Below are 26,415 nucleotides of genomic sequence, written 5' to 3'. Positions count from 1 at the left end.
GCGGTTCGAGCACCGGGGTGCCCGCGTCCAGGCGCCGCCCGCGGCCAACCGACGCCCTGGCCAGTCCTTGGGGGCGCGTGGCGCCGGCGGGGGTCTACGCGCGCCTTGGACACTCCACATGAACGAGTTGGGCGAGTGGTCACGGTGCCGTGCGGGATCGGTGCCACAATGCGCACCTCGCCGATGCACACCCAAAGCCATTGAACATCCAAGCCATGACCGACCATCCCGCCCCGACCGCGAAGGACTTGCGCCAACTTTGCTCCGGGTTCGTGAAGCCGCACGCCGGCCGCGCCGCATGGCAACTGGTCAACACCCTGGTGCCCTTCGTCGCCCTGTGGTCGTTGGCGGCCTGGAGCGTCGTGCAGGGGTGGAGCTACCTCTGGACCCTGCTGATCGTGCTTCCCGCCACGGGCCTGTACGTGCGCACCTTCATCATCCAGCACGACTGCGGGCACGGCTCGTTCTTCGCCAGCCAGAAACTCAACGACCTCGTCGGGCGTTGCCTGGGCGTGGTGACCCTGTTCCCGTACGGCTACTGGAAGAAGACCCACGCCGTGCACCATGGCACGTCGGGCAACCTCGATCGCCGTGAAATGGGCGACATCGATACGCTGACGGTGCGCGAGTACCAGTCGCTGTCCCGTTGGCGGCGTTTCTGCTACCGCTTCTACCGCAGCGCCCCGGTGATGCTCGGCATCGGCCCGGCTTACCAGTTCGTGATCAAGCATCGCTTCCCCTTCGACCTGCCGTTCTCGTGGAAGCGCGAATGGGCGAGCGTGTTGCTCAACAACGTGGTGCTGCTGCTGGTCGTGGCGCTGCTGGGCTTCGCCATCGGCTGGCAGACCGTCCTCCTGGTCCACCTACCGATCGTGCTGATCGCGGGCGCGCTCGGGGTCTGGCTCTTCTACGTGCAGCACACGTTCGAGGACGCGTACTGGACCCGGAAGGAGGAATGGAACTCGCACGAGGCGGCGATCGCCGGCAGCTCCTTCTACGACCTGCCGCGCGTCCTGCACTGGTACACCGGCAACATCGGTTACCACCACCTGCACCATCTCTCGACACGCATCCCCAACTACCGCCTGCGCGAATGCTACGAGTCCAGCCCGCTGCTGCAGCAGGCGCCCAAGCTGACGCTCTGGACCAGCCTGAAGAGCATGCGCATGAAGCTCTGGGACGAGCAGCAGAAGCGGATGGTCGGTTTCCCGCGCCGCGCGCGGGCCTAGCACTCCGCCCAGTCGATCGCACCAGCAAGCCGGTGCCGGCCGTGCCGGGCTCGGTTATATTCGCGCGATGACCGTCGACGCGTCGCGCCGCTCCCTGTTGGCCGCCACCCTGGGCCTGGCCGCGACAACCGGCCTCGGCTTGCGCCCAGCCGGTGCGCAGGGTCGCCAGGCGCCCCTGCAGCGACTGATGGCACTCGAACGCAGGCATGGCGGGCGGCTCGGCGTGGCCGTGTACGTGGCCGACACCGGGCGTCGCATCAACCATCGCGGCGAACAGCGCTTCCCCATGTGCAGCACGTTCAAGTTCCTCGCCGCGGCGCAGGTGCTCGCACGCGTCGATCGCGGCGAGGAGGACTTGGAACGGCCGATCGTCTTCGACGACGAGGTCCTCGTGACCTACTCGCCGGTCACCCAGTCCCGCACCGGCCCACCGGGAATGACCGTGGCAGAGCTCTGCCATGCCGCGGTCGCCGTGAGCGACAACACGGCGGCCAACCTGTTGCTGGCGACCCTTGGAGGACCCGGCGGCCTGACCGCCTTCCTACGCTCGCTTGGCGACCGGCACACCCGGCTGGATCGCATCGAGCCCGAGTTGAACGAGGCCACGCCCGGCGATCCGCGCGACACCACCACGCCGGCGGCGATGTTGGCGGACATGCGCGCCCTGCTGCTGGGCGACAGCTTGTCGCCGCCGTCCCGCACCCGGCTTGCAGACTGGCTGGCCGCCTCCACCACCGGTGGCAGGCGATTGCGCGCGGGCTTCCCGCCCGACTGGCGTGCCGGCGACAAGACCGGGACCAGCGGCAACGGCGTGTTCAACGACATCGCGATCGCCTGGCCGCCCGGGCGCGGCCCGCGGCTGGTGACGGCGTATTACGCCGGATCCAGCGCCTCGGCCGCGCAGGCCGACGCGGTGCTCGCTGAGGTCGGACGGATCGTCGCCACGCTTTAGCAGAGGCATGGCCAGGGAGGTGCCCGGCGCTGCCGGGGGCGTGGCGTGCGCCATGCCCGGGTTCATCGCAGGTTAGGCAGCGCGGACGGGTGCGCGCCTACACTGTTGGCCTCGACGCTTGAGGCCAGTTCGGGCCGGGCGCGTCTCCACTTCCCGCGTGTGTGCATGTCCAAGCTCTGTTTCGCCCTGGCCTGCTGCGTCGCGCTCGCTGCCTGTGGTCCGCCTTCGGAAGAAGGGCGGTCCGGCGCGGACGCGCAGGATGCCCGCGCCACGGTGGAAGCCAATGGCACCGGCGCCTTCATCAGCGCGCCGCCGGAGGCGCCACCCCCGGCATTCGACATCCGGCGCGAGACCGACTGGCCCCCTGCGGAAGTGGTCTCCGGGGAGGCCTCGATCAGCTGCGAGCTCGACTACTCCGAGCATGGCGACGGCGAGCCCCTGGTCAACCTGGGGTTCTTCAACGTGGTCGATGCGCTCAAGCCCTGCCAGGAGCGGGGCGTGGTGCGGCTGCGCTACAAGGGCAACATCACCGCGGACTTCACCTCGCTGGTGGAACGCGTGGCGGAGATCGCCAATCGCATGGACATCGACAAGCGCATCCTGGACATCGATTCGCTGGGCGGCCAGGTCGAGGACGCGATCCGCGCCGGCGATGCCATCGGCGCATCGGGCTGGACGATCTGGGTGCGCGAGGGCGCGTCCTGCCATAGCGCCTGCGTGCTGATCCTCGGCGCGGGCGACGTGCGCATGATCTCCGGGCGGGTCGGCATCCACCGCATCATCCGCATGAGCTCGACCGCGACCACGCGCGCGCAGCTCAATACCGAGCTGCAGGCGGTCTATGGGCGGGTCAAGGAATACCTGGAACGCAACGGCGTGGCCGTGGCGGTGGGCGACCTGATGATGGCCGTGCCCAACCGCAACCTGCGCCTGTTGAGCGTGGAGGAGTTGCGCGAGTACGGGCTGGACGGCACCAACCCCGCGCAGGACGACCTCGACCGGCTGCAGCTGATGCGCAAGTGCGGCGAGGATTTCGTGCTGCGTCGCGACAGCTTCGCGCGCGCGTTCGACCGCGAATGCAAGGCCGGCGACAAGGACGTCGACGAACTCAACGCCTGCGGCCTGTCGCTTCGACCGCGGTTCGGGTTCCCGGACAAGACCTGCCCCGACGACAGCCCGATGAGCGAGTTCGATCCGGTGCGCAGTGCCTTCTTCGATCGCCCGCGCGACGTGGTGCCCAGCGCCGACGTACGCAAGGCTCGTTCACGCGATACCAGCGGCTGACCGGCGGGCCGGCGGTCAGCGCCCGCCGCCCCCACCGCCACCCCCGCCGCCGCCGGAGGACCCGCCGCCCCCACCGCCGGACGAGCTGCCTGGCGGGGTCGAGGACGAGGCGATCTGCGAGCTCAGGCCGCCGCCGATCGAATCGGCGAGATTGGCGATGCCGTCGCTCCCGCCACCCTGGTACCACTGGATGCCGGAGGCTGCGGCTTCCGCCGCGGCGGCACCGACGGCCAGGGTGAACTTGTCGGTCCAGGCATCTTCCACGTCCAGCGCGACAGCGAAGGGCAGGAGTCGTTCGAAGCGTTCTGCATCCAGGACGGGTTCGCCTTCGGCCCGGGGGCCGGGCAGGCGCGCCAGGTCGTCCTTGTCGGCGACGGACAGGTAGCGCCGGAACCCTTCGATCGCATCCATGAGTTTGCGCCCCTCGCGCGTGGGCGCCTTGATGACGATGGCGAAGACCACGAGGGTCACGGCCATCAGCGCGAGGAGCGCGAAGACCAGCACCTGCGCGCCCTGGGTGCCGAGGAGCAGCGCACCCCCGCCGAAAACGGCGGCCAGGACGATGGCCTGACCGATGCTGCTGACGTTACTGGCGAAGTACTTCGGCTGGAAACGATCCGCGAGCTCGGCCGCATGGCGCCTGAGTCCAGCCTGCACCGTGGATGCATTCTCCTGGTCCAGGATCAGGTCGCCCGCATGGTGCGGGAAGAGGCTGGTGAGCAGGGCTCGTTGCTCGCTGGTCGGGATTTCAGCGGCTTTCACGTATCGCCGATTGAGTTGCCACTTCTTCTTCCTCCCAAGCAAACCTTTCTCGTTGCGGATCCGTACGAGGCCTTCCACTGCCGAGAGTAGAAGGTCGGCGGAAAAGCAGCGCGTGTCGTACTTCATCCTGCGCATGTAGCGCAGGCCTGCCGGCGAGTAGCCTTCCGGCGGGTCGTAGCGGACGACGATCGTGCCGGGCGCCGGGTCGCGCCCGACCTGTCGCCAGCGGATGACGCAGTACCCCAGAAGCAAAAGTAGGCCGGCCAAGGCCACCAGCACGCCGATGTTGTCCTGGAGCAGCCAGGAGGTGCGCTGCGCCCGGGTCGGCTCGGCGACCACCCCCTTCGGGAACGACAGGACGATGGTCAGGCCTTCGCCGGGATGCAGGGTACGCGTCAGCGTCCAGTGCGCTACCCCGGGCGACGGAACAGCGGTGGTGAAGTCCTGGCCGCGCATGCCGCGCGCGCCGCTGTAGCCTTCCGCGCGCAGTGCGTCCAACCCGACAGGCTCGGGCAGCCGCACCTCGACCTTCCCCTGGTCGATGGGAAATGCCCAGCCGGTGCCGATGGCATTGAAGTAGAGCTCGTCGTGGTCATCGAAGAACCCGAGCTGGCGGTTGGTCCTGTAGCGCAAGGTGTAGGTGTATTCCGCCGGGACGGGGAGGTAATCGTCGTTTCCGGTGTTGACGCGCACGCCGTTGGACAGGCGCTCCGTGAACCAGGCTTCCGGCTGGCCATCGCGCTCGACGCCCAGGACATCGAAATCCACGACCACGCGGTTGCCCCAACGGTCGGTGTAGCGGGTCGGGAAGTCCCGGTAGATGCCGCGGCGGATCTGGTTGCCTTCGGCGCGCACCCGGATCCGTTCGGTGATCTCAAGGGAGCCGCCGGCAAGGATTTCGATCAGGGTGTCGTAGCCGAGGATGCGCTCCTGCGCCGTTCCGGTCGCGGGCCACAGGAGCACGAGCACGACCAGGAACCATCGGCACGCGCCCTTCATCGCTGCAGTTCCACTCGCGGCGCCTCGCGCGCTTCCCGCTCGGCCTGGAAGAATTCCGCGTCGTCGAAGCCGAACGCGCGCGCCACCAGTAGGTCCGGGACGCGCTGCGTGCCGTCGTTGTAGTCGCGCACGGCGCCGTTGTAGAAGCGGCGCGCGAATTGGAGCTGCTCCTCGACGTCCACCAGGTGCTCGGTGAGCTGCAGGAAGTTGTCGCTGGCCTTGAGGTCCGGATAGGCCTCCTGCAATGCGATCAATCGCCCCATGGCCTGTTCCAGCGCGGACTCCACCTCGCCCAGTTGCGCCGGGCTGCTTGTAGCGGTGGCGCGCGCGCGCAGCTCGGTCACGGTTTCGAGCAAGGCGGCCTCGTGCCGGGCGTAGCCCTTGACGGCACCGACGAGCTGCGGGACGAGGGCATGCCGCCGTTCCAGCTGGACATCAACGTCGGACCATGCGGTGCGGACCTGGTTGCGCAGGCGCACCAGCCGGTTGAAGGCAAGCATCGCCCAGCTGGCCAATGCCAGGAGCAGGACCAGCGCGACGGCTGTCGTGAGGTTCATCGAGCGGCGGTTCCTGGCGTGCTTGCGGAGTGGACACGGATTTCGGTATCCCCCACGGCCACGGACTGTCCTGCGCGGATCTTGCAGGTCTTGCGCAGTTCCACCACGCCATCGACGCGGACCACGCCGCTGGCCACCAGCGCCTTGCCGGCGCCGCCGCTGTCGCAGAGGCCGGCCAGCTTGAGCAGCTGGTTCAATTCGACGTGGTCGCGTTCAAGGGTGAATTCCACTCGGGACATGGCGGTCATCGTCGTCGGGGGTCGCTGCCGAGACTAACGCAGCGCAGCGGTTCTGGTTACCCTGCTGGTGCATCCGGGAGGTCGTGATGAAACGAGTCGAGTACCGCCGGCGTGGGCCGGTGCCGCAGGACGTGGTCGAAGTGGTGGAGCGCGAGACGCCGGCCCCGGGGCAGGGCGAAGCGCTGGTCGAAGTGTTGGCCGCGCCGATCAATCCCTCCGACGTGCTCACCTTGGCCGGCGACTACGGCACGCTGCCACCGCTGCCTGCGGTCGGTGGCAATGAGGGCGTGGGTCGCGTGGTCGCCCTGGGTGCCGACGCGCACGGCCCGGGCCCTGGGCAGATGGTCCTGCTGCCCGTCGGCATCGGCACCTGGAGCACGCACGTGGTTGCGCCCGCCAAGGCCCTGATGGCCTTGCCGGAGGGCGCGGACCCCGTGCAGCTGTCGATGCTGACGGTGAATCCCCCGACCGCCCGCCTGCTGTTGACCGACACCGTCGAGCTTCCACCGGGAAGCTGGGTGCTGCAGAACGCGGCCAATTCCGCGGTCGGCGGCTACCTCGTCCAGCTGGCCAAGGCGCGCGGGCTCCGAACCGTCAACGTGGTGCGGCGGGAGTCCGCGGCCGAGGTGGTGGAAGAACAGGGAGGCGATGTCGTGCTGGTCGACGGCGACGACCTGGCCGCGCGCGTGGAATCGGCGACGGGTGGCGCAGCGATCACTCTGGGCATCGACGCCGTTGGCGGCATGGCGACCGAGCGGCTCGCGCAATCGCTGGCCAGCGGGGCCACCCTGGTCAACTATGGCGCGATGGGCGGCGAGGCCTGTGCGATTTCACCGGCTTCGCTGATCTTCCGCGGCATCACGCTGCGCGGTTTCTGGTTGTCGTGGTGGTACAAACAGGCGGAGCCGCAGGTGCGGGCGGCGCTGTTCGCCGAACTGGCCGGGTTGATTGCGCAAGGGCAGCTCAGCGCCCGCGTGCAAACCGCCTATGCAATCGATGACGCCGCGCAGGCGGTGGCTGCCGCAGCTTCGGGGGGGCGGGACGGCAAGGTCGTGTTGCTTCCGAACGGAGCGATCGGCGGCTGAAGCCCGGAACGAGGACGCCGCCCGAAGGCGGCGTCTGGATCGCGCTCGAGCCAGGGCCCGATCAGTGCTTGGGAACCGAAACTTCCTTGACGACCCCGGCGGTCGCTTCGTCCTTGCCGGCCAGCGCGAGGTCGGCCAGGGAGAACATGCCGCACAGCTTGCCGTCGGCGTCGACCACGGGCACGCGTCGGACGCGGGCCGCTTCCATCAGGCAGACCGCGTCCTTGAGCGGGCTGTCGCAGCGCACGGTCTGCACCGACGGGCTCATCGCATCCTTGGCGCAGCATTTCGAACTGTCGCGGCCATCGGCGACCACGCGGATGGCGATGTCGCGGTCGGTGACCACGCCGATCGGCATGCCGGCGTCGTCGACGACTGGAATCTGACCGCAGTCGTTGTCGATCATCAGCTGCGCGACTTCCTTCAGCGCGGTGTTCACCTGGCAACAGGCGGGCTTGGGGGTCATGACGGACTGAACGTCCATGGGCGGTCTCCTGCGAGGGGGAAGCCTCAGGATGCGGCCGTGGCGGTCGTCATGTCGTGAACCGCGGCCGGACGATGCGGCCGTGAGACCGCTCAAAAGGCTCCTCGACGCCGGCTTGGCGCGCGTTGCAGGCATGGTTCGCGTCTGCAAGAGATCGGCGTCGCCGGAGCCGGTGCAGGGGACCTGCGATGCCGACGCAGTACGATGCTCAGCGCAGCGGCAGGCGCACGGCGCGGCCGTTGAGCTCCAGGGTGACGCCGTCCGGATCGATGCGGGTGATGGTCGCGTCGCCGATGCGGTCGCCTTCGCCATGGCGGTTGCCGTCGAGGATCACGAAACGCTGCGCAGGACGTTCGTTCCACATGTGCATCGTGAGCTTGAGCGGCGGCAGCTGGTCGCGTTCGGCGGCCGGCAGTTCGGCGACGGTCGGCACGGCAGGGGCGGCGCGCGAGGTCGGTGTCGTGGCTGGCGGGGGCGCGGCAGGGGCGCGGGGTGCGGGTGCGGGTGCGTCGACCACGGACGGGCCGGGCGGCGTGCGCTCCGTGGCGTCCGGCGGCGTGGCCGTGGCCGGCCCGGGTCGCACTCCAGGCGGCGGCTGCACCGCTGCAGGAGCCGGCGGAGATGCAGGCGCCTGGCGTGGCGCGGGCGCCGGCGGGATCCGATCCACGCGCGGATACGCCGTGGCGGTTGCCGGTTCGGGCTGCAGCACGACCTCCGAAGGCGCGGCTGGCGCGGAGGCCTCCAGGCTGGTGTGTTGCGTGCCGCTCCACCACCATGCCACTGCGATGAGTGCGGCGGCAGCCAGGGCGAGGCCAGCCCAGCGCGGGATGCGGTTCGGGTGCCCATGGGCCAGCGGCGGAAGTTCGGCGTGCAGGTCGGGTGCCTGGCCACGGCGGCGCTCGGCCTCGGACTTGCGCAGGGCTTCGAGGATCAGGGACACGGTCAGTCGAGCCTCGTCACGAGCCGGGGGCCGGGTTGGCGCGAGGCCAGCGCGAACAGGGTTTCGGGGCCGACGACGCCGTCGGCGCCCAGGGCATGCGCGCGCTGGAACCGGCGCACGGCATTGGCGAGCGTCGCGTCGTACTCCCCCTCGGCCAGCGATGGGTCGAGGAAACCCGGAGACAGCCGCGCGCGGACCCAATCGACGGCCGGGCCCCGGCTGCCCGGTGCGAGGGGTTCGATCATCGGTTCGGCCAGCAGGGGCTCGCCACGCCAGGGCGCGACGTACTCGCCGCGCCAATGATCCTGCAGCGCGATGCGGTCGGTCTCGACGGTCTTGCCGTCGAGCCAGAGCCGCGCGTGCAAGGCGTCGACGCCGAGGAGCACCGCCCAGGCGTCGCGCGACCCTGCATGCAGGCGCAGGAGCACGGGGCGGCCGATGGCCGCGAGCCGGTCGAGCCGGGCACGCCCGCGCAGGCAAAACACGCCTGGCGCGAGGGCTGGCGTGCAGCGCGTGGCGGCCTGGGCGTCGCTGCTGGAGTTCGGCAATTGCCACTGCTCCAGCAGCCGCGACCACGCGGGGAGGGGCGAATCGGTCGCGGCGGCAATCGCGCTCGCCAGCATGTCGCCATCGATGGCGGGGATGCCGTCGCCGGCCGGGCCGGGGGTCTCGGTTGGACTACTGGCAACTGGTTGGGCAGCCAACGGACCAGGCGCGTCCTTGGCCATTGCCAGCTCGGGGCCTGCGACCTCGTGGGGCGAGGGTCGCATCCACAACGCGACACCCACGACAACCAACGCGACCAGGGCGCCTGCGCCGACCAGCATCCACCAGCCACGCTTGTGCCGGTGGGGCATCGGCGGCAGGGCTTCGCTCGCGGCGGCCTCGACGAGCGCCTCGTCGATGGTGGCTGCGTCTCGTGCGTAGCCGGCGAGCAGGGCGCGCTCGGCGATCACGTTGGTCAGCCGCGGCACGCCGCCCGAGCGACGATGGATGCGCTGCAGGGCGCGTGCCGAGAATGGGAGGCGTTGGCCGCCCGCGATCCGGTAGCGGTGGCGCATGTATTCGGCGGTCTCGCCGGCGTCGAGAGGCGTCAGGTGGAAGCGGGCGGTGATGCGCTGCGCCAGCTGGCGCAGTTCGGGGCGGGCGAGCATGTCGCGCAGCTCGGGCTGGCCGAGCAGGATGATCTGCAGCAGCTTCTGGGTATCGGTTTCCAGGTTGGTGAGCAGCCGGACCTGCTCCAGGGCATCCACCGGCAGGTTCTGCGCCTCGTCGACCACCAGCACCACGCGCAAGCCCTGCGCATACGCGTCGAGGAGGTAGGCGTTGAGCCGGTCGACCAGGGCCTTGGCGCTGCCGCGCGCGCCGTCGAGGTCGAGGTGCAATTCCTCGCAGATCGTTTCCAGCAGTTCGGTGGCGCTCAAGCGGGGATTGAGCACGAGGGCGACGCGGGCGTTGTCCGGAATCTGCTCGAGCAGCAGCCGGCTGAGCGTGGTCTTCCCGGTCCCGACTTCGCCGGTGAGCTGCACGAAGCCGCCGCCGCCGCCCTGCGTGATGCCGAACAGCAAGTGCGCCAGCGCATCGCGGTGGCGCTCGCTGAGGTAGACGAATCGCGGATCCGGCGTGATCGAGAACGGCGGTTCGTTGAGGCCGTAGTGCTCGAGGTACATGCGCACGACGCGTGGAGGAGGGTCGCCAGCCTGCCACGATTGCCTGCGGCACGCGAGCCGTGCCTATCGGTGTCGTCAGCCCGACAGGTCCTTGGCTTCGGAGACCGCCAGCGACTCCGGATGGGCCGGTCCCCTGGGCCTGGACAGCAGCGGGTGAACCAGCACGGCCGCAAGGATGACCAGGACGCCCAAGTAGAACCGCGGGCTGAGTTCGTGCTGCTCGGAAAGCAGCACGATCGCCAGCATGATCGCGTAGACCGGTTCCAGGTTGACCGCCAGTTGGGCCGCGAAGGCGCTCATGTGGCGCAATGCCACCAGCGACAGGGCGAAGGGGAAGAGGGTGCAGGCCAGGGACAACACGAGCAGGTAGCCCAGGTCGTGCGCACTGGGGATGGCGAACAGCTCGCCGGCAAACGCCGGGAAGATCAGCGGCATGGCGGGGGCCAGCACGGTGAGCGCCAGGGTCCCGGCCCCGAGTTCGATGGCGGTCACGGTCAGCGCGTCGCCCTGCTCGACCAGTCGCTTGTTGAGCGATCCGAAGAATGCCACGAACAACGCCGACAGCGCCCCGACAGCGACGCCGATGCGCATGTCGTCCGGGATTCCGCCGACCACCAGCGCAACACCGGGCAGGACCGCCACCCCCAGCGCCAGTTCCCGCCTGGAGAACGGCCGCCCGGCGAGTTTCGGTTCGACGAGCGCGGTGAACACCGTCGCCAGGGCGATGCACGTCGCCGCCACCGAGGCGTTGGCGAGCTTGATCGCGCCATAGAACGTGAGCCAGTGCAGCGCGACCAGCACGCCGACGCCGGCGTAGGACAGGACCAGGCGCGCCGGCATCGCCCGCAGGCCCCGCCAGACGCGTGGCAGCAGCGCCAGGGCGACCACGACCAGCCCCATCCGCCACCAGACCAGTGGCAGGGCCGGCAGCGTGATCACCTTGCCGAGAATCGCGGTGAAGCCCCACAGCAGGACGCAGAAGTGGATCTGCCAGTAAGCTCTGGTCGTCGGACTCATGCGCGTTCGCGTCGGCGGGGTCCGGGCAATAGTGCCTTGTGCGGCGGATGAAAGGGGAGCACATGGATCGCAGGCCGGTTGCAGTGCGTCGGGTCCTCGGTGGCGCCATCGCGCTGGTGGGTGCCTTCGCCCTGGCCTTGCAATGCCTGTTGCTGCTCGAGGCGACGCGCGGCGAAATCAGCGCCGGAATGGCGCTGCTGCGCTTCTTCAGCTATTTCACGATCCTCAGCAATTGCCTCGTGGTCCTGGCCACGGCCGCCGCTGCGATCGAAGACGGGTCCGGCGCGGGCTTCTTCACCAGGGCAACCGTCCGCGCCGGGATCGCGATCTACATCGCCACCACCGCCCTCGTGTACGCCGTGGTCCTGCACTCGCTCTGGCAGCCCACCGGCGCCCAGTGGTGGGCCGACATCCTGCTGCATTACGTCGTGCCGGTCGCCTACCTGGCCTGGTGGGCGGGCGCGACCCCGCACGGTGCGCTGCGTTGGGGCAATTTGCACGGCTGGCTGGCGTTCCCGCTGGCCTTCGTGGCCTGGATCGTGTTCCGCCAACGGGCCATCGAAGCGTGGTCGCCTTACCCCTTCCTCGACCTCGCCCGGAATTCCACGCCTTCGGTCCTGGCGAGCGTGGGCATGATCCTGGTGGTGATCCTGTCGATCGCTTCGGTATTGCTCGCCATGGACCGATGGCTGGCCCGTGGCAGCGGGGCGGGCTAGGCGCCGTCGGGTGCGACAGCGCGTGCCCGCCGCCCATGCGCCCGGGCCAGCCATCCTCCGGTCACGCCCCAGGCGACGGCGAGCGCGGCGCCGATCACCATCGCGATTGCAGGTTGCTGCGCCAGCATGTCGATCGCGGCCTTGACCCAGCCGCTGACCGCGTCGGCACCGCGGTAGACCACGGTATCGTTGAAGTTCTTCGCCTTGTACTTGGATTCCGCGGGGACGACGGTGTAGAGCATCTCGCGCCCGGGGCGCACGAATGCGTATTCACCCGCGCGACGCGCCACCATCACCACGGCGAAGACCGCGAAGGTCGGCGCGAACGCCAGCCAGAGGAAGCCGCCCGCGACCACCAGCGGCACCGCCACCAGCAGCACCCCCACGCCCAGCGTCCTCGCGATGCGGCCGGTCAGGAACAGTTGCGACAGGATCGCCAGCGATTGCACCACGACGTCGATGATGCCGAACACGCGCGTCTGCTGCGTCGGGTCGGGGAAGGTCGCCTCCACGATGCGCGCCTGCTCGAAGTACAGGAAGGTGGTGACGCTGGCCAGCAGCAGCACGAACACCGCGATGCCGAGCAGGTAGGGCGAGCGCAAGACCTCGGTGGCGCCCGCGAACGGACTGCCGCCGAGTGGGCGCCGCCGCAACGCATCGCTGCCGGGATCCACCGGGTGCCGGTCCCCCCAGCGTTGCACGGCGTGGGCCGCGAAGGCGGCCGCGACCAGCAGGATCGCCGCGAGCAGGAGCAACCCGGCGTGCCCGATCGGGCCGACCAGGAACACGCCCAGCAGTGGCCCCGTCAGGCCGCCGAGGCTCGCGCCCGCGGCCATCAACCCGAACAGGCGCTTGGCCTGAGCAACCGCGAACACGTCGACCAGGACGCTCCAGGCGACGGAAATGGCGATCAGGTTGAACACCGACAGCCAGATGTAGAACGCGCGCGCCAGCCCGAGGTTGTCCGGGGATGCGAGCATCCCCAGCGCGAACCCGACCAGGTTGCTGGCAAAGAACCCGAATACCCAGTACAGGATGCGCCGCCGCCGCACCTTGCCCGCGACCCAGCCGAACAACGGCATCGCCGCCAGGGTGGCCACGAACGTCCCGGTGAACAGCCATTGCAGGTTGTCCACGCCGCCGGCGATGCCCATGGTCTCGCGCACCGGGCGCAACATGAAGTAGCCGGCGAACAGCAGGAATAACAGCGAGAAGCCGGCGACGACCGCCGGGGCCTCCTCGCGCCCGACGTCGAACGATCGCGTCAGCAGGCGCTGGATCGCACTTTCGCCCAAGTCTCGTCTCCCTTGCGGGTCAGGGCGATGAGTCTTGCATGGAATCGGCGGGCAGGTGCGCCGCCCGCATTATCCGAACATCGCGATCAGTTCTTCCTGCTGCGCCTGCTCGAGCAGCGGGCCGATGCCGCCACGCAGGTTGTCGGCCTGGTGCCCGGGCTTGCCGGTGGCCGGGATGACAGCCGTCACCGCCGGATGGCTGAGCACGAAACGCAGGAACATCTGCGCCCACGAGGCGATGCCGAGCCCGTCGGCCCAGGCGGGCAGCGGTTTGTCGCGCGCCTCGGCGAAGATCCTGCCGTCGTCGAAGGCGCGATTGACCATCACCGCCACCCCGAGTTCCTGCGCGGCTGGGAACAGGGAGCGGGCCGCCTGCGGCGCGGTGACCGAATAGTTGACCTGGATGAAATCCGGCTTCTCCGCACGCATCAGGCGTTCGAGCTCCGCGTGTCCGCGCTCCAGGTAGTGGGTGAGGCCGACGTACCTCGTCTTGCCGGCCGCTTGGAGTTCACGGGCATAGGGCAGCGCCTGCCCGATGTTGCGGAGGTTGTGTACCTGCAGCAACTCGACATGGTCGGTGCGCAGGCGGCGCAACGACTCCGCCCACTGCGCCTCCAGCGCGGGACGGTCGTCGGCGGCCAGCTTGGTGGCCAGAAAGCAGTGCTCCCTCCAGCCGCCGCGCGCCAATAGCGTGCCGACGACCTCCTCGGCATTGGAGTAGTTGGGCGAGGTGTCGATCACGCGCCCGCCGCCCTCGAAGAAGATGCGCAGCACGTCCCCGAGCCTGTCGAATTCCGGTGAGCCGATCGGAACCTCGTAGCTGCCCGACGTCCCGACGCCGATCACCGGGATGCGCTCTCCCGTCGAGGGGATCGCGCGCACCAGCAATCCACCGCTCGCGCCTGGCGCGACGGAGGCCGGTTCGCTGTGGGCGCGGGCATCGTTGCGGCTCTTGGTGTCCGGGCGGCACGCCGCCAGGGGCGCCAGCGCGAGCGCGCCGGCGCCGAGCGCGGCCGAGGCCAGGAAGGCGCGTCTATCCACCATCGTCGATCCTCCTTGGCGGGCGCTCCCCGATGATGCCGCATTCGGGCTCGCGCGGGGTTGCGGCCGGGGATGCCCCCGGGCACCCAGGGGCATTCCACCGGCACCGTTGGCCGTTCCAGGCGCCGTTTGACGTTCGGGCGCACATGGCCCATCTTTTCGACGGTGGTCCACGGAGGACGCGTGATCCCATGTTGATCGAGGAACGCAAGGTCGAGGTCGACCAGCTGCGCAAGGGCATGTACGTGTGCAGGCTCGACCGCGACTGGACCGAAACGCCTTTCGCGCTCCAGGGCTTCCTGATCGAGACCGACGAGCAACTGCAATACCTGCGCGGCCTGTGCGAGCACGTCTTCATCGACGTCGAGCAGGGAGTCGACGCTGACGCGGCACCGTTCCTGCAACGGGGGGGATACCCCCAGGCGTCCCGGACCAGGGAATTCGAAGCCGTCGCCCGCGAAGTCGTCGAAGAACTGCCGCGTGCCGAGCGGGCACTGGAAACCATTACCGAGGGCGTCACCGGCATCCTGGAGGCCTTCGACTCCGGCAGTTTCGTGCCGGAATCGGAGATCGTGGCCACCGTCGAGCCTGTCGTGTCGAGCCTGGTGCGCAACCCGGATGCGTTCTTCTGGCTGCAGGCGCTGCGCAAGCGGGGCGAGTACGCGTACAGCCACGCCATCAATTGCTGCGCGCTCGCCGCGACGCTGGGGCGCCAGCTGGGCCTGCCGGAGGGCGAGCTCGTCGAGCTCGCCAAGGGGGGGATGTTGCTGGACATCGGCATGACCCGGTTGCCGGTCGGCATCCTGAGCCAGCCGACCGTGCTCTCGGCGCAGGACCGACTCACCATGCAGGGGCACGTCGCGCTGGGCATGGAGATGTACCGGGAGTCGGAACTGTCCCATCCGACGACCGAAGCCATGCTCGCCCACCACCATGAGCGCCACGACGGCTCGGGATATCCGCGGGGCCTGGCGGGTGGGGACATTCCCTTGCCGGCGCGCATCGCAGGCATCGTGGACAGTTACGACGCGATGGTGTCCGAGCGTCCCTGGCGCCCGGCCAAGCCGCGCCACGATGCGCTGCAGGAGATGTACCGCGAGCGCGGGCGGCTCTACCAGGAGGAACTGATCGAGCAGTTCATGCAGGCCCTGGGCGTGTACCCGGTCGGAAGCCTGGTGGAACTGAGCAATGGCGAGGTCGCGATCATCATGGCGTTGAACCCGGCGCGCCGGCTACGCCCCGCCATGATGTTGCTGACCGACGCCGAGAAGAAGATGCGGAGCCATTTCGAACCGCTGGACCTGATGCTCGCGGACCGCGCGCAGCTGCCGCAGTCCGAGCTCAAGATCGTGCGCAGCCTCGAACCCGGCGCCTACGGGCTCGAGCCGTCCGAGCTCTACCTGTAGACGCGCCCCCGCGTGCGTGGAGGCGCGCAGCCTTGGCTTATGGCATCTTTGCGCCTGATCTGGCCGCAGGAACCGGGGCATGCTGAATCGCGTCGATCTGTACGAGCGCATGGAGCGCGCCCGCGCCGGGGGCGGTGAGGCGTCGGTCGGCGGCGTGCTGGTGCTGCGCATGCAGCGCCTGCGCGAGTTCGAGGCCATCTTCGGTTACGCCGGCACGGAACGACTCAGCCAGGCGATCGACGACCGCCTGCGCCGGGCCCTGCGCAGCGTGGACCAGATGGTCAGGATCGGCGACTGCGATTTCGTGGCCATCCTTCCCCAACTCCACGACCGTCAACACGCCTTGCTCGCCGCCAACAAGGTGGCGCGGGTGATGAGCGAGCCCTTCGAGATCATGGGCCGCCCCGCGCGCGCCATGGTGGCGGTGGGCGCGGCGACGTGGCCGCACGACGGCACCGACCCGGACACCCTGTGCCTGCGCGCCGACGAGGCCTGCCTGCATGCCGCCCGCCAGCGCGGCCGCCATGCGCTCTACAGCGGCAGCCAACGTTGCGAGATTTCGCACGACACCTTGCACGAAGCGATCCTGCGCAACCAGCTCCAGGTCTACCTGCAGCCGATCCATGCGCTGCACGACGACGCGCTGGTGGGCTTCGAGTCGCTGGCGCGCTGGCACGACGGCATGGACTGGATCCCGCCGGACCTGTTCATCCCGGTTGCCGAGCAAACCGGCCTGATCGACGAACTCACCCAGTGGAGCATCAACACCACCCTGCGCCACTGTGCGCCGGTGCTGGCGGCCAATCCGGGATTGACGTGTTCCATCAACCTGTCTCCCCGCGCCATCTTCGAGCACGGCATCGTCGACCAGATCGAATCGTCGCTGAAGATCTGGAACGTCAAGCCGAGCGCGCTGACCGTGGAGATCACCGAGACCGCCTTCATCGAGGACGCGGACTTCCTGTCCGACGTGCTCGGCGAGCTCCATGCCTTGGGCGTTGGCATCGCCATCGACGACTACGGGACCGGCTTTTCGTCGCTGGGATACCTGCGCCAGTTCCCGATGACCGAGCTGAAGATCGACCGCAGCTTCGTGCTCGACATCACGCAGAACACGCGCAGCGAACAGCTGGTTGCCGCGATGATCGACCTGGCGCACCGACTGGACGCCACCGTGGTGGCGGAGGGCGTGGAGGACGCGGACTCCCTGGCCGTGCTGCGCAGGCTGGGTTGCGACTGGTACCAGGGGTATTACAAGGCCAGGCCGGCACCGGCGGACGACGTGCTCGCCGGGATCGGCGAGCAGGCCGTCGCAGGCTGACCCGGTCGCACCGGACGCCCGGAAGCCACGGGGTCAGGGCTCACGCGGTCAGCGGATGGGCTCGTCCAGCATCAACTGGCGTACGAAACGCACCGGCGGGGCACCATGGGACAACACGTCGTCGTGGTAGGCCTTGAGGGCGAAGCGATCGCCCAGCCTGGACTCCACCGCCTTGCGCGTGTCGAAGTGTTCCTGCGCGCCGACGAAGTAGGTGGCCAGCTGCCCTGACGAGAGCTGCGCGCGGGTCCACTTGCCTTCGGCCTCGCGCTCCTGCTGGAACGTCTGCCGCACCATCAGGTCCATCGCCTGCTCCTTGGTCCAGCCGTCGACGTGCACGCCCTGGTCGAGGATGGCGTTGGCCACGGCGCGGGCGTAGAACTTGAGCTGCATGAGCCGGAACAGGGGATCGTTGTCCAGGTATCCGGCGTCGGCCATCATCCGTTCGGTGTAGACCGCCCAGCCCTCGGCGAACAGGCCCGAACGCAGCACGCCACGCAGCACCGACGGGTGCTGCACCGAGTGCGCGCCTTCCAGGTAATGGCCCGGCATGGCCTCGTGGATCGTCAGCACGTGGATCATGTGCTTGTTGTATTCGCGCAGGAAGGAGTCGACCTGCGTGTCGGTCCAGTCCTCCGGGATCGGCGAGATCGCGTAGTAGGTGTCCAGGCCCTTGTCCAGGGGCCCGGGCGAATCGGCGTAGGCGACGGCGAAGCCGCGCTGGAACTCGGGCATCAGGATGATCTTGACCGGATCGGCCGGGACGGTGACCAGGTCCTTCTCGCGGACGAAGTTGGTGGCGACCTCGAGCGTTTCCTTGGCGAACTCCACCAGCTTGTCGCGCGCCGGCTTGTCGGCGTACGCCATTTCGAGCGCGGCCTCGATCGCCGCCTGCTGTTGCCCGGGCGTGGGTTCGGCGGGCATTTCCGGCGCGTCGGGTTCGTCCTTGAGCACGCCCTGGGCGACGGCGTACATCTCGCTGCGCACCCGCGCCAGCTCGGCGGTGGCGCGCTGCGCGATCTCGGCGCGCGACAGCGAGGAGTTCAGCGAGAATTTGAGCTTCTGGTCGTAGAGATCGGCACCGATGCGGAAGTCGCCCTTGGCGTTCGGCACCAGGGTGCCGTCGAGCCATGCCTGGTGTTCGGCGACGGCCTTGCGCGTGGTCTCGATGGCGGCGTCCAGGCGCGCGCGCTCCTCGCCCTGGAGCTGGTCGAGGTTGGGCGTGATGTAGTTCTCGATCAGGCTCAGCAGGCCCTTGTTCTGCTTGGCGACGGTTTCGGCATGGGTCTTGGGCACGCGCGCCGGATCCAGGTTCTCCCGCGCCTGCGCGAGCAGTGTCGGCAGTTTCTCCATGCGCGCGGTCGCCGACTTCAGGCGCTCGGGCATCGGCGCGAACTCACGCGCCATCAGGTTGTAGATGGCGCCGCCGGCCAGGCTGCTGTAGCCCTGCGGGTCCCAGGCCCAGCTCTGGAAGGTCTCGGCATCCCAGACCGCGCCTTCGAGCTGGTTGCGCAGGATCAGGGCATCGACCTGGTTCTCGCGCGACAGGCCCGCGGCGTCGATGGCGTCGAGTTCGGCCAGCATTGCCTTGGTCCAGTCGAGCGCCTTCTTGCGCCCGGCCTCGCTGAGATCGTCGATCTCGCTGTCGAAGCGGTGGTCGCCGATCTGGGTGGCGCTGATCGGGTTCAGTGCCAGGCCTTCGTCGAGGAAGCGCCTGGACAACGCAGCGAACGCCGCATCCTGGGCGGATTCGCTTTCGCTGACGGCTTCGGTGGCCTCGGGGGAGGTGGAGGGCGCCTGCCCCTGGCAGGCGGCGAGCAGGGAGGCGAGCAGGGCGGTGGCGAGCAGGGAACGGGTCATGGCGGCTCTCGTTGCGGCAGGCCGACAGCATAGGCGCAGGCCATCCGCGGCGCACCTGCCCCGGGTGGGCGGGACAGGATTGCGCGGCGCGCGTTGCGGTACCGTAGTCTGGCCAATCCGGCGGGAGGGTCGACATGAAACATCCAGGCGGCTGCCACTGCGGCGCGATCGCATTCGAGCTGGATGCGGAGGTCACCGAGGCCATGGACTGCAACTGCTCCATGTGCCGGAAGCGAGGTGGCCTGCTCGCCTTCTTCCCGCGTGAGGCGCTGACCCTTGCCACGCCGGAGTCCGCGCTCGGCACCTATACGTTCAACAAGCACCACATCCGCCACCATTTCTGCCGGAACTGCGGCGTCTCGCCGTTCAGCGAAGGCGAGCACCCCGGGACGGGTGCCGCCATCGTGGCGGTGAACGTGCGTTGCCTGCCCGGCGTCGACCTGGCGTCACTTGCGATCAAGCAGGTCGATGGTGCCAGCCTGTAGCGGCCCGGACATGCGGAAGTTCATGCCTGTCCGGGAATCAGCGAAGACATCGTCCCGGCTGCTAGTCCTGGTGGCCGGGCTTCTGGCCTGGGTGCCGTCGATGGCCGGCTGCCCACCAGAGGGTGGCGGCCGACAGGACTTGCGGGCACTGAAGGCGCAGGAATTCGTGCTGGAGGACGCACGGGAACGACTGGAATGGGTCGAGTTACTGGTGGACTGCCTGGGCGACCCCGATCCTGCGGTGCGCGATGCGATCGCCTACGAAGGTCTCGCGACGTGGCTGCGGGCGGCCGAACTCGACGCCGCCGCATTGCGTGCCCTTCGCGAGCGGCTGTACGCATTGCTGGATGGCGATCCAGGGGAAGGGTTCGCGCGCCCGTTTGCAGCGCTGTTGCTCTCCGAGGTGGCCCGCACTGATCGCATTGCACCGTGGATGACCCTCGGGGAGCGCGCGGCGATGGTGGATGCGGCGGCGGATTACGTGGAAGGCGTGCGCGATTACCGCGGTTTCGACAACGTCGAAGGCTGGCGCCACGGCGTCGCGCACGGTGCCGACTGGTTGATGCAACTGGCGCTCAATCCCGCGTTGGACCGCGGGCATCACGACCGCCTCCTGGCCGCGGTCGCCGTGCAGGCGGTCCCGGAAAACGCGCATGCCTACGTGTTCGGCGAACCGGCGCGGCTGGCGCGCCCCGTGGTCTTCATCGCCAGTCGCGGCTTGCGGTCCGAGGCAGAGTGGACCGACTGGTTCGCGGCACTGGCGACTCGACTGGGCGATCCTGCTTTGGCATATGCCGATGCCGCCTGGCTGGCGCGCCGGCATGACCTGTCGGCATTCCTGACCGCGCTTTACATCGAGGCGGATCGCAGCGAGAACCCGGGCGTCCAGGCACTGAAGCCCGCTACCGCAGCGGCACTGGAGCGCTTGCCCTGACGGGCCGCATCGCTTGTTGGCGGGGTCTGCCCGCCGAACGGGTCAGTCTTCGTCGTCTTCCTCGAACTCGACCAGCGCATCGACCTTGAACGCCAGCTCCTGCACCGCCTCGCGGACCTTGCGCGCGGTGGACGGGTTGGGGCAATCGATCTCGATCTGGTGCATGTCCGGGCCGTCGACGTCGCTCAGCCCTGCGGAGCTGGAGTCCGGGTCGTCCATGTGCGGCATCAGGTCGCCGATCTCCTCGACGTGTTCGATGCCGTCCAGGCTCTGCAGCAGGTTCATCACCGCGCGGGCGGCATCGTCGTTGCCGGTGAGGCGGATGCGGAGCAATGCCATCTGGCGTTCCTTGGCTCTTGGGACCGGGTCAGGCTAGGGGGCGGCTGGCTAAAGTTGCGTGACGGTTCGTGTGTCGGTGGCCGCAAGCGGTCATTGCTTCGGCGGTTCGCGCGTCGGGATGGCGAGGTTGCAGAGGTCGACGTGGCCGGCCGGGCGCTTGTAGAACTCGTCGCGGCGGTTGCGCCGCGATTCGACGAACGCATCGAACGTCGCGGTGTCCGTGCGCAGCACCTCCAGCGATGCGCGCTCCGCCTCCGGCACTTCGGATGCCAGGCGGATCGCCTTGATCGGCGTGCGCTGGGCGGGATCCTCGTAGAAGCCCAAGGGTCCGGTGCCGCGCGGCAGGGCGCTGAGCAACTCCATCCCGTGCACCACCCGGCCGACCAGGGTGATGTTGCGGTCTAGCTGGCGCGGGGACTGCCCGGTGACGACGTAGAGCTCGGTCCCGTTGCTGGAATCGGCGGCGAGGTCGCGGCCGGCGCCGACGGCGCCGTAGCAATGCGCCATCCAGACCTGGCCTTCGGCAGGATCGCGTCCGGCGGGGAATCCGTGGGCGAAGCCGGTCTGCGCGGCCCAGCCGTCGGCATCGGGCAGGAGGTGGAAATCCAGGCCGGCGCTGGCGCGCGAGAACTCCGCGGGAAGCTTGGCCTTGGCGCTGCCGATCGACTTGCCGGGCGCGCCTTCTTCGGTGATGTCGCCGAACTGGACCACGAAATTGTCGTGGGACCGGTAGATGCTCAGCCCGTCCCAGAATCCTTCCCTGGCGAGCGTGCGGATGTTGGCGACGTGCGCGGGTGCGAAGGCGGGGGCCAGCTCGATGATGGCGCGGCCATCGGCCAGATCCATGTAGAGGGTGTTCGCCGGATCGAGCGTGCGCCAGTCGCCTGGGCCGGAGGCGTCGAGGACCTGTTGCGTGGTCCGCGGCTGCGATTGGGCGTTGGCGGCTTCCTCGGCCTGCGTCGGCGGGGACAACGCGAGGACGGTCGCGAAGACGACGGGAACCAACAGCGATTGCGTGGGATTCACGGGCACTTGCTCCAGGCGGGATGCCCGATTGTTGCCCAGCGGGACGCCGATGGCACGCCCGCGCTGCGCCGAGGGTGCCCGCGCAGTGCGTTCCGTTCCCGCGCCGGACCCGTCGGCCAGCCCGTCATGGAGGTACCGGTGACTTCAGGCACATTCACTATCATCAAGTCAGTAATAGCATGGTCTCCAACCTAGTCGGAGAGTGCCATGAGCGCAGCCGAGGCCAGCCCCAACGACGATCCCCACCTGCGCAAGTTCCAGAAGGAGCTGAGCGCCGGCACGGTGTCGCTGGCCCTGCTGGCGGTGGTCGAGGCCGCCGGCGAGCCGATGTACGGCTACCAGATCGCCAAGACCCTGGAGCGATTCGGCGAAGGGGTGCTCAGCGGCAAGCAGAGCGCGTTGTACCCGGTGCTGCGCAACCTGGGGGCCGCCGGATTGCTCGACAGCCATGTCGAACCGTCCGTCGCCGGCCCCCCGCGCCGCTACTACTCGATCACCGACACCGGTCGCGCCGCCTTGCGGCGCTGGACCGAGGCCTGGGAAGCCACCCGAAATTCCGTCGACGCCGTCCTGAAGGGGGACACGCCATGAATGCCGAGAGCCTGCCGACCAACATCCCCGATTACCTCGCCCGACTGCGCAAGTCGCTGGCCGGCGCCGACCCGGCGCTGGTGCAGGACGCCTTGTACGACGCCGAGGAATACCTGCGTTCGGAACTGGCCGAGAACCCGGGCCGGGGCGAGGCGGAGGTCATCGCTTCAGTCGCCTCGAGCTACGGGGCGCCCGACGAAGTGGCCGAGATCTACCGCGAGACCGAGGCCAGGGTCGAGACCGCGCTGCGCGCGCCCACGCCCAAGCCGAGGCGTACCTGGCTGGGCCGGTTCTTCGGGGTCGCGGCCGACCCGCGCACCTACGCATCGCTGTTCTACATGGTGCTGGCGCTGGCCACCGGCATCTTCTATTTCACCTGGGTAGTGACCGGCGTGTCCCTGTCGCTGGGGCTGATGATCCTGATCATCGGCATCCCGATGTTGATCCTGTACTTCGGTTCGGTCCGGATCCTGTCGCTGGTCGAGGGACGGATCATCGAGGTGATGCTGGGCGAGCGCATGCCGCGGCGTCCGCTGTACGGCTCGCGCGGCAAGCCATGGCTGGAGCGGATCAAGGACATGTTCACCGATCCGCGCACGTGGTCGACGCAGCTGTACTTCCTGCTGATGCTGCCCCTGGGGGTGGTGTACTTCACGCTGGCGGTGACGCTGCTGGCCGTGTCGGCGGGACTCATCGCCTCGCCGCTCGCCCTCTTGCCGGGGGTGCACCTCAATGTCTGGATGGGAGGCATCGATCTGCCGGCCGAAGCCCCATGGCTGCTGCCGCTACTCGCGGTGGTCGGCGTGCTGCTGCTGTTCGTGACCCTGCACGTGGCGCGCGGCATCGGGCGCCTGCACGGCCGGTTCGCGAAGCACATGCTGGTGAAGTCGGCGCAGTACGCCTAGCGGAGCGCCTGGCCCGCCCGCGGACCTGCCAAGGGAGGCCCGGCGCTCAGCGACGGGCTTTCTTCTTCGCGCTAGAGCGCGCGGGGCGCTTGGCGGCCGCTTTGCGCGGCTTGGCCGCGGCGCGCGGGGCTGGACCGGCGCGACGGCCGGGCAGGGGCTTTGCAGCGGTAGCCGCCTTGCGCTTGGCCGGCTTGGCCGGGGCCGCGGCGAAACGGGCGATGAAGTCGCGCACCTGCGGGTAGACCTGGGTGCGCCATCGCCTGCCGCTGAAGATGCCGTAGTGGCCGGCGCCTGGCACGGTGTAGTGGGCCCGGTCGGCCGCGGCCACGCCGGTGCACAGCTTGTGCGCGGCGCGGGTCTGGCCTTCGCCGGAGATGTCATCGAGTTCGCCCTCGATCGTCAGCAGGCCGACGTCGCGGATGGCGGACGGGTCGACGCGCTCGCCGGCCACGTCCCACAGGCCCCGCGGCAGCAGGAACTCCTGGAAGACCACGCGGATCGTGTCCAGGTAGTAGGTCGCGGGCATGTCGAGCACGGCGTTGTACTCGTCGTAGAACTTGCGATGCGACTCGGCGTCGTCCAGGTCGCCCTTGACCAGGTCCTGGTAGAAGTCCCAGTGCGAGGCGAAGTGGCGCTCGGGGTTCATCGCCATGAAGCCGGCATGTTGCAGGAAGCCCGGGTACACGCGGCGGCCGCGGCCCGGGTAGTTGGCGGGGACGGTGTGGATGACGTTGCTCTCGAACCACCACAGCGGCTTCTGCGTGGCCAGGTTGTTGACCGCCGTGGGGCTTTCGCGGGGGTCGATCGGGCCGCCCATCATCACCAGCGAGCGGGGGGTCGGCTCGCCGCGCGCGGCCATCAGCGAGACCGCCGCGAGCACGGGGACGGTCGGCTGGCAGACGCTGACCACGTGCAGGTTGTCGGTGCCGATCGTGCGGATGAATTCCTCGATGTAGCCAACGTAGTCGTCAAGCGAGAACGTCCCGTGCGACTTGTCGACCATGCGCGCGTCGATCCAGTCGGTGACGTAGACCTTGTGGCCGGGCAGCATGGTGCGCACCGTGTCGCGCAGCAGGGTGGCGTGGTGGCCCGACAGCGGCGCGACCAGCAGCACCGTGGGGTCGTTCTTCATGTCGGTGATGCCGGCGACGTCGTCGGTGTAGCGCTTGAAGCGCAGCAGCCGGCAGAACGGCTTCTCCAGCACGGTCTTCTCGACCACCGGCACGTCGCGACCCGCGACCTCGACGGCATGGATGTCGAAAGCGGGCTTCTCGTAATCCTTGCCGATGCGATGGAGCAGCTCGTTGCCGGCGGCGATGCGCGCGGCGCCCGGCAAGCCAGACAGCCAGCTGTCGGGAGCGGAGAAGATCCTGGCGTTGGCTTCGGCCCAGTAGGTGTACGGCGCCATCAAGGCGCGGCTGTATTCGTGCATCTGGTAAAGCAGCATGGTCAGCGTGGTTCCGTGGTTGCTGCGCCGCAGCATAGCGGATCGGGCGAGGGCACGCCGTGATCGGGTGCGCGGGACGGCCGTTGGGTGTTTCCCGCGGTCAAAAGCCCGGGAAACCTCGCGTCGGCGCGTCCGTCGCCGCTAGCCGAGGGCAGGCGGCGCCACTTCCAGCGCGGTCGCCTCGTCCTGCAACGCGGGCGACAGCCAGCAATGCGAGCCCAGCGCGCGGAACCCCGATGCCTCGAAGCGTTTGCGGTAGAACGCCGCGGGGCGCTGCATGAACCCGTCCTCGTCGCCTTCGGCCTGGTCTTCGCGTGCGAAAGTCTCGAGGAACGCGACGCCGCCGCAAAGCGCGGCCAGGCCGGGCAGGCCACGGTCGAGCTCGCGCGCGTCCAGGTAGTGCAGCACGTCGCTGCAGACGAGCAGGTCCACCGGTGCGCAAGGGCGCAAGTGGGCGAAGTCCGCGAAGCGCGCCAGGTGCAGGTTGCGCCGCGTGCCGTAGCGGGCGACCGCGTACGCGCTGCCGTCGAAGCCCAGGTAGCCCGCGCCCGGGCGCAGCTTCAACAGCGGGGCCCGCCACGCGCCTTCGCCGCAGCCGATGTCGAGCACGGTGCGCAACGGTCGCTCGAGGTGGTACTCGGCCGTCGACACGGCCAGCGCGACCTTCCGCGCCAGGCGTTGCCGGCCGCCCATGCCACCTTTCCGGTACCAGCGATCGAAGTACGCGCGGTCGTAACGTTTGTCGCCCATGCCGGGACGATAGCGCGCCACGACACCCGGGTGGCGGGGACGAAGGCCGGCATGCGCCCGCCGGCGCGCGTGTAGGATGGCCGGGCCCCGGATCGAGAACGACGATGCAAGCCTATTTCTGGACCAAGACCGCGCACCTGGTGTTCGTCATCGCCTGGATGGCGGCCGTCTTCTACCTGCCGCGGATCCTGCTCAACCTCGTCGAGGCGGGCGACGTGCCCGCGGTCCGCGAGCGGCTCGAGCTGATGGGGCGGCGCCTGTACCGGTTCGGGCACGCGATGTTCGGCTTCGCCGTCGTCCTCGGCCTCGTCCTCTGGCTGCATTTCCGCGTCGTGGGGCCGTGGCTGCACGTCAAGCTGCTGCTGGTCGGCGCGGTGCTCGCGCATTTCATCTGGGCCGGGCGCTGGCTCAAGGGTTCCGTGCAGGGCCGCCCGCTGCCGTCGACACGCACGCTGCGCTGGTTCAACGAACTGCCGGTGCTGGCGCTGGTGGCCATCGTCTACCTGGTGCTGGCCAAGCCCCAGTTCTGAGCGACCTGCGGCAGGCCCTGCCGTGCCGCGATCGGCAAGGCAAGGCGAGCCGCGCCGCGCATCAGCCCGGCGCGGTCCGCCGGGCGACGAGCCGGGCGGCGGCGTAGGCCAGCGGCACCGGCAACACCACCCCGAGCACGACCATCCAGGCCGGGTGCGGGATGTTGGCGGCATTGAAGATGACGCCGACCACGATGAGCACCCCGATCGCGAGCGCGGCGACCTGCCGGTGCACGCGGGACAGGCGCCCGGCGACCCAGGCCCCGAGGAAGCTGGCCAGCGCCCAGCCCAGGACCACCAGGGCCTTGCTGGTGGGCGAGGCCATTTCGACGAGGCGGGCGAGGTCGGCCTCGCTTTCGATCGCGAAGCCCGGCGGCGGCGGCGACAGCCGGGTCGCCACGAACTCCATCGAGATCATCACCAGCATCGCGGTGACCAGGCCTGCGAAAACCGCGAGGATGGTGCGGCCCATGGCGTGCTCCAGTTGGCGTCGATGCCCCGAGGATGGCGCGGCGCAGGCGTGGTGGCAACCGGCGCGGCGGCAGGTGGCTGCT

Annotated in this window: 25 protein-coding genes and 2 pseudogenes; 12 read left to right on the top strand and 15 right to left on the bottom strand. The window is 69.2% G+C overall.

Annotated elements, in window-relative coordinates:
- Positions 1-215: 215 nt before the first annotated feature.
- The 3 genes and pseudogenes from ABD970_RS11330 to ABD970_RS11320 all read left to right on the top strand — a co-directional run.
- Complete coding sequence (locus ABD970_RS11330; protein ID WP_345295570.1) at positions 216-1,229, top strand: fatty acid desaturase; 1,014 nt, start codon at positions 216-218, stop codon at positions 1,227-1,229.
- A gap of 67 nt (positions 1,230-1,296) precedes the next feature.
- Positions 1,297-2,181: a class A beta-lactamase gene (gene bla / locus ABD970_RS11325; RefSeq protein ID WP_345295569.1), complete on the top strand. Its 885-nt coding sequence runs from the start codon at positions 1,297-1,299 to the stop codon at positions 2,179-2,181.
- Between the two features lie 165 nt (positions 2,182-2,346).
- Positions 2,347-3,547, top strand: a pseudogene (locus tag ABD970_RS11320) (COG3904 family protein); the annotation flags it as partial.
- Here the strand turns inward: ABD970_RS11320 and ABD970_RS11315 are convergent.
- Genes ABD970_RS11315 through ABD970_RS11305 form a run of 3 tightly spaced genes read right to left on the bottom strand, consistent with a single transcriptional unit; the run spans position 3,481 to position 6,022 of the window.
- Positions 3,481-5,226 carry a DUF2207 domain-containing protein gene (locus ABD970_RS11315; protein WP_345295567.1) on the bottom strand — a complete coding sequence of 582 codons (1,746 nt, stop codon included), beginning with the start codon at positions 5,224-5,226 and terminating at the stop codon, positions 3,481-3,483. The pseudogene ABD970_RS11320 and the gene ABD970_RS11315 sit on opposite strands and share 67 nt — an antisense overlap.
- Complete coding sequence (locus tag ABD970_RS11310) at positions 5,223-5,783, bottom strand: LemA family protein (RefSeq protein ID WP_345295566.1); 561 nt, start codon at positions 5,781-5,783, stop codon at positions 5,223-5,225. The genes ABD970_RS11315 and ABD970_RS11310 overlap by 4 nt, the downstream gene beginning before the upstream one ends.
- On the bottom strand, positions 5,780-6,022 hold the full coding sequence (locus ABD970_RS11305; RefSeq protein ID WP_345295565.1) for an RNA-binding S4 domain-containing protein: 243 nt from the start codon (positions 6,020-6,022) through the stop codon (positions 5,780-5,782). Before ABD970_RS11305 ends, ABD970_RS11310 begins: the two co-directional genes overlap by 4 nt.
- Before the next feature lie 86 nt (positions 6,023-6,108).
- Here ABD970_RS11305 and ABD970_RS11300 point away from each other — a divergent pair, with 86 nt between their 5' ends.
- Entirely contained in the window at positions 6,109-7,107 is a 999-nt protein-coding gene (locus tag ABD970_RS11300; RefSeq protein WP_345295564.1) for a zinc-dependent alcohol dehydrogenase family protein, read from the top strand.
- 61 nt (positions 7,108-7,168) lie between these two features.
- On the opposite strand, the gene ABD970_RS11295 is transcribed toward ABD970_RS11300, so the two are convergent.
- The 4 genes from ABD970_RS11295 to ABD970_RS11280 all read right to left on the bottom strand — a co-directional run bounded on the left by ABD970_RS11295 (position 7,169) and on the right by ABD970_RS11280 (position 11,218).
- Positions 7,169-7,591, bottom strand: a complete 423-nt coding sequence (locus tag ABD970_RS11295; RefSeq protein WP_345295563.1) for a CBS domain-containing protein — start codon at positions 7,589-7,591, stop codon at positions 7,169-7,171.
- Between the two features lie 208 nt (positions 7,592-7,799).
- A complete protein-coding gene (locus ABD970_RS11290; protein WP_345295562.1) occupies positions 7,800-8,531 on the bottom strand; it encodes a general secretion pathway protein GspB in 732 nt (243 codons plus the stop codon).
- A gap of 2 nt (positions 8,532-8,533) precedes the next feature.
- Entirely contained in the window at positions 8,534-10,201 is a 1,668-nt protein-coding gene (locus tag ABD970_RS11285) for an AAA family ATPase (RefSeq protein ID WP_345295561.1), read from the bottom strand.
- A gap of 75 nt (positions 10,202-10,276) precedes the next feature.
- On the bottom strand, positions 10,277-11,218 hold the full coding sequence (locus ABD970_RS11280; RefSeq protein ID WP_345295560.1) for a DMT family transporter: 942 nt from the start codon (positions 11,216-11,218) through the stop codon (positions 10,277-10,279).
- A 62-nt stretch (positions 11,219-11,280) separates the two neighbouring features.
- Between ABD970_RS11280 and ABD970_RS11275 the strand changes: the two genes are divergently transcribed.
- A complete protein-coding gene (locus ABD970_RS11275) occupies positions 11,281-11,934 on the top strand; it encodes a Pr6Pr family membrane protein (RefSeq protein WP_345295559.1) in 654 nt (217 codons plus the stop codon).
- Here the strand turns inward: ABD970_RS11275 and ABD970_RS11270 are convergent.
- Entirely contained in the window at positions 11,931-13,229 is a 1,299-nt protein-coding gene (locus ABD970_RS11270) for an NTP/NDP exchange transporter (protein ID WP_345295558.1), read from the bottom strand. The two genes, ABD970_RS11275 and ABD970_RS11270, sit on opposite strands and share 4 nt — an antisense overlap.
- 69 nt (positions 13,230-13,298) lie before the next feature.
- Entirely contained in the window at positions 13,299-14,273 is a 975-nt protein-coding gene (locus ABD970_RS11265; RefSeq protein WP_345295557.1) for an aldo/keto reductase, read from the bottom strand.
- Positions 14,274-14,461: 188 nt separating this feature from the next.
- On the opposite strand from ABD970_RS11265, the gene ABD970_RS11260 reads away from it, so the two are divergent.
- Positions 14,462-15,676, top strand: a complete 1,215-nt coding sequence (locus ABD970_RS11260; protein WP_345295556.1) for an HD-GYP domain-containing protein — start codon at positions 14,462-14,464, stop codon at positions 15,674-15,676.
- A 79-nt stretch (positions 15,677-15,755) separates the two neighbouring features.
- A complete protein-coding gene (locus ABD970_RS11255) occupies positions 15,756-16,997 on the top strand; it encodes a putative bifunctional diguanylate cyclase/phosphodiesterase (protein WP_345295555.1) in 1,242 nt (413 codons plus the stop codon).
- A gap of 48 nt (positions 16,998-17,045) precedes the next feature.
- On the opposite strand, the gene ABD970_RS11250 is transcribed toward ABD970_RS11255, so the two are convergent.
- A complete protein-coding gene (locus ABD970_RS11250) occupies positions 17,046-18,854 on the bottom strand; it encodes a DUF885 domain-containing protein (RefSeq protein WP_345295554.1) in 1,809 nt (602 codons plus the stop codon).
- Between the two features lie 134 nt (positions 18,855-18,988).
- Here ABD970_RS11250 and ABD970_RS11245 point away from each other — a divergent pair, with 134 nt between their 5' ends.
- Positions 18,989-19,339 (top strand): GFA family protein, encoded by a 351-nt coding sequence (locus tag ABD970_RS11245; protein WP_345295553.1) that lies wholly within the window; start codon positions 18,989-18,991, stop codon positions 19,337-19,339.
- 70 nt (positions 19,340-19,409) lie between these two features.
- Positions 19,410-20,273: a DUF2785 domain-containing protein gene (locus ABD970_RS11240; protein ID WP_345295552.1), complete on the top strand. Its 864-nt coding sequence runs from the start codon at positions 19,410-19,412 to the stop codon at positions 20,271-20,273.
- Between the two features lie 42 nt (positions 20,274-20,315).
- Here ABD970_RS11240 and ABD970_RS11235 read toward each other — a convergent pair whose 3' ends face one another.
- Together ABD970_RS11235 and ABD970_RS11230 are read right to left on the bottom strand one after the other, a co-directional pair.
- Complete coding sequence (locus tag ABD970_RS11235) at positions 20,316-20,612, bottom strand: hypothetical protein (protein ID WP_345295551.1); 297 nt, start codon at positions 20,610-20,612, stop codon at positions 20,316-20,318.
- Between the two features lie 90 nt (positions 20,613-20,702).
- Positions 20,703-21,620 carry a peptidylprolyl isomerase gene (locus ABD970_RS11230; protein ID WP_425563103.1) on the bottom strand — a complete coding sequence of 306 codons (918 nt, stop codon included), beginning with the start codon at positions 21,618-21,620 and terminating at the stop codon, positions 20,703-20,705.
- A gap of 225 nt (positions 21,621-21,845) precedes the next feature.
- Here ABD970_RS11230 and ABD970_RS11225 point away from each other — a divergent pair, with 225 nt between their 5' ends.
- Both ABD970_RS11225 and ABD970_RS11220 read left to right on the top strand, forming a co-directional pair.
- On the top strand, positions 21,846-22,229 hold the full coding sequence (locus ABD970_RS11225; protein WP_345295550.1) for a PadR family transcriptional regulator: 384 nt from the start codon (positions 21,846-21,848) through the stop codon (positions 22,227-22,229).
- The gene (locus ABD970_RS11220) at positions 22,226-23,134 is read left to right on the top strand and encodes a sensor domain-containing protein (RefSeq protein WP_345295549.1); all 909 of its coding nucleotides are present in this window, start codon (positions 22,226-22,228) and stop codon (positions 23,132-23,134) included. Before ABD970_RS11225 ends, ABD970_RS11220 begins: the two co-directional genes overlap by 4 nt.
- A gap of 133 nt (positions 23,135-23,267) precedes the next feature.
- On the opposite strand, the pseudogene ABD970_RS11215 reads toward ABD970_RS11220, so the two are convergent.
- Together ABD970_RS11215 and ABD970_RS11210 are read right to left on the bottom strand one after the other, a co-directional pair.
- A pseudogene (locus ABD970_RS11215) lies at positions 23,268-24,578 on the bottom strand (polyhydroxyalkanoate depolymerase); the annotation flags it as partial.
- A 144-nt stretch (positions 24,579-24,722) separates the two neighbouring features.
- Complete coding sequence (locus tag ABD970_RS11210) at positions 24,723-25,331, bottom strand: class I SAM-dependent DNA methyltransferase (RefSeq protein WP_345295548.1); 609 nt, start codon at positions 25,329-25,331, stop codon at positions 24,723-24,725.
- A 104-nt stretch (positions 25,332-25,435) separates the two neighbouring features.
- Between ABD970_RS11210 and ABD970_RS11205 the strand changes: the two genes are divergently transcribed.
- Entirely contained in the window at positions 25,436-25,861 is a 426-nt protein-coding gene (locus ABD970_RS11205) for a CopD family protein (protein ID WP_345295547.1), read from the top strand.
- 61 nt (positions 25,862-25,922) lie between these two features.
- On the opposite strand, the gene ABD970_RS11200 is transcribed toward ABD970_RS11205, so the two are convergent.
- Positions 25,923-26,333, bottom strand: coding sequence for a hypothetical protein (locus tag ABD970_RS11200; RefSeq protein WP_345295546.1), 411 nt, complete (start codon positions 26,331-26,333; stop codon positions 25,923-25,925).
- Between the last annotated feature and the right edge of the window lie 82 nt (positions 26,334-26,415).

The organism is Luteimonas vadosa (assembly GCF_039543545.1).
GTDB classification, from domain to species: domain Bacteria; phylum Pseudomonadota; class Gammaproteobacteria; order Xanthomonadales; family Xanthomonadaceae; genus Luteimonas; species Luteimonas vadosa.
This window is presented reverse-complemented; position numbering and strand designations above follow the sequence as displayed.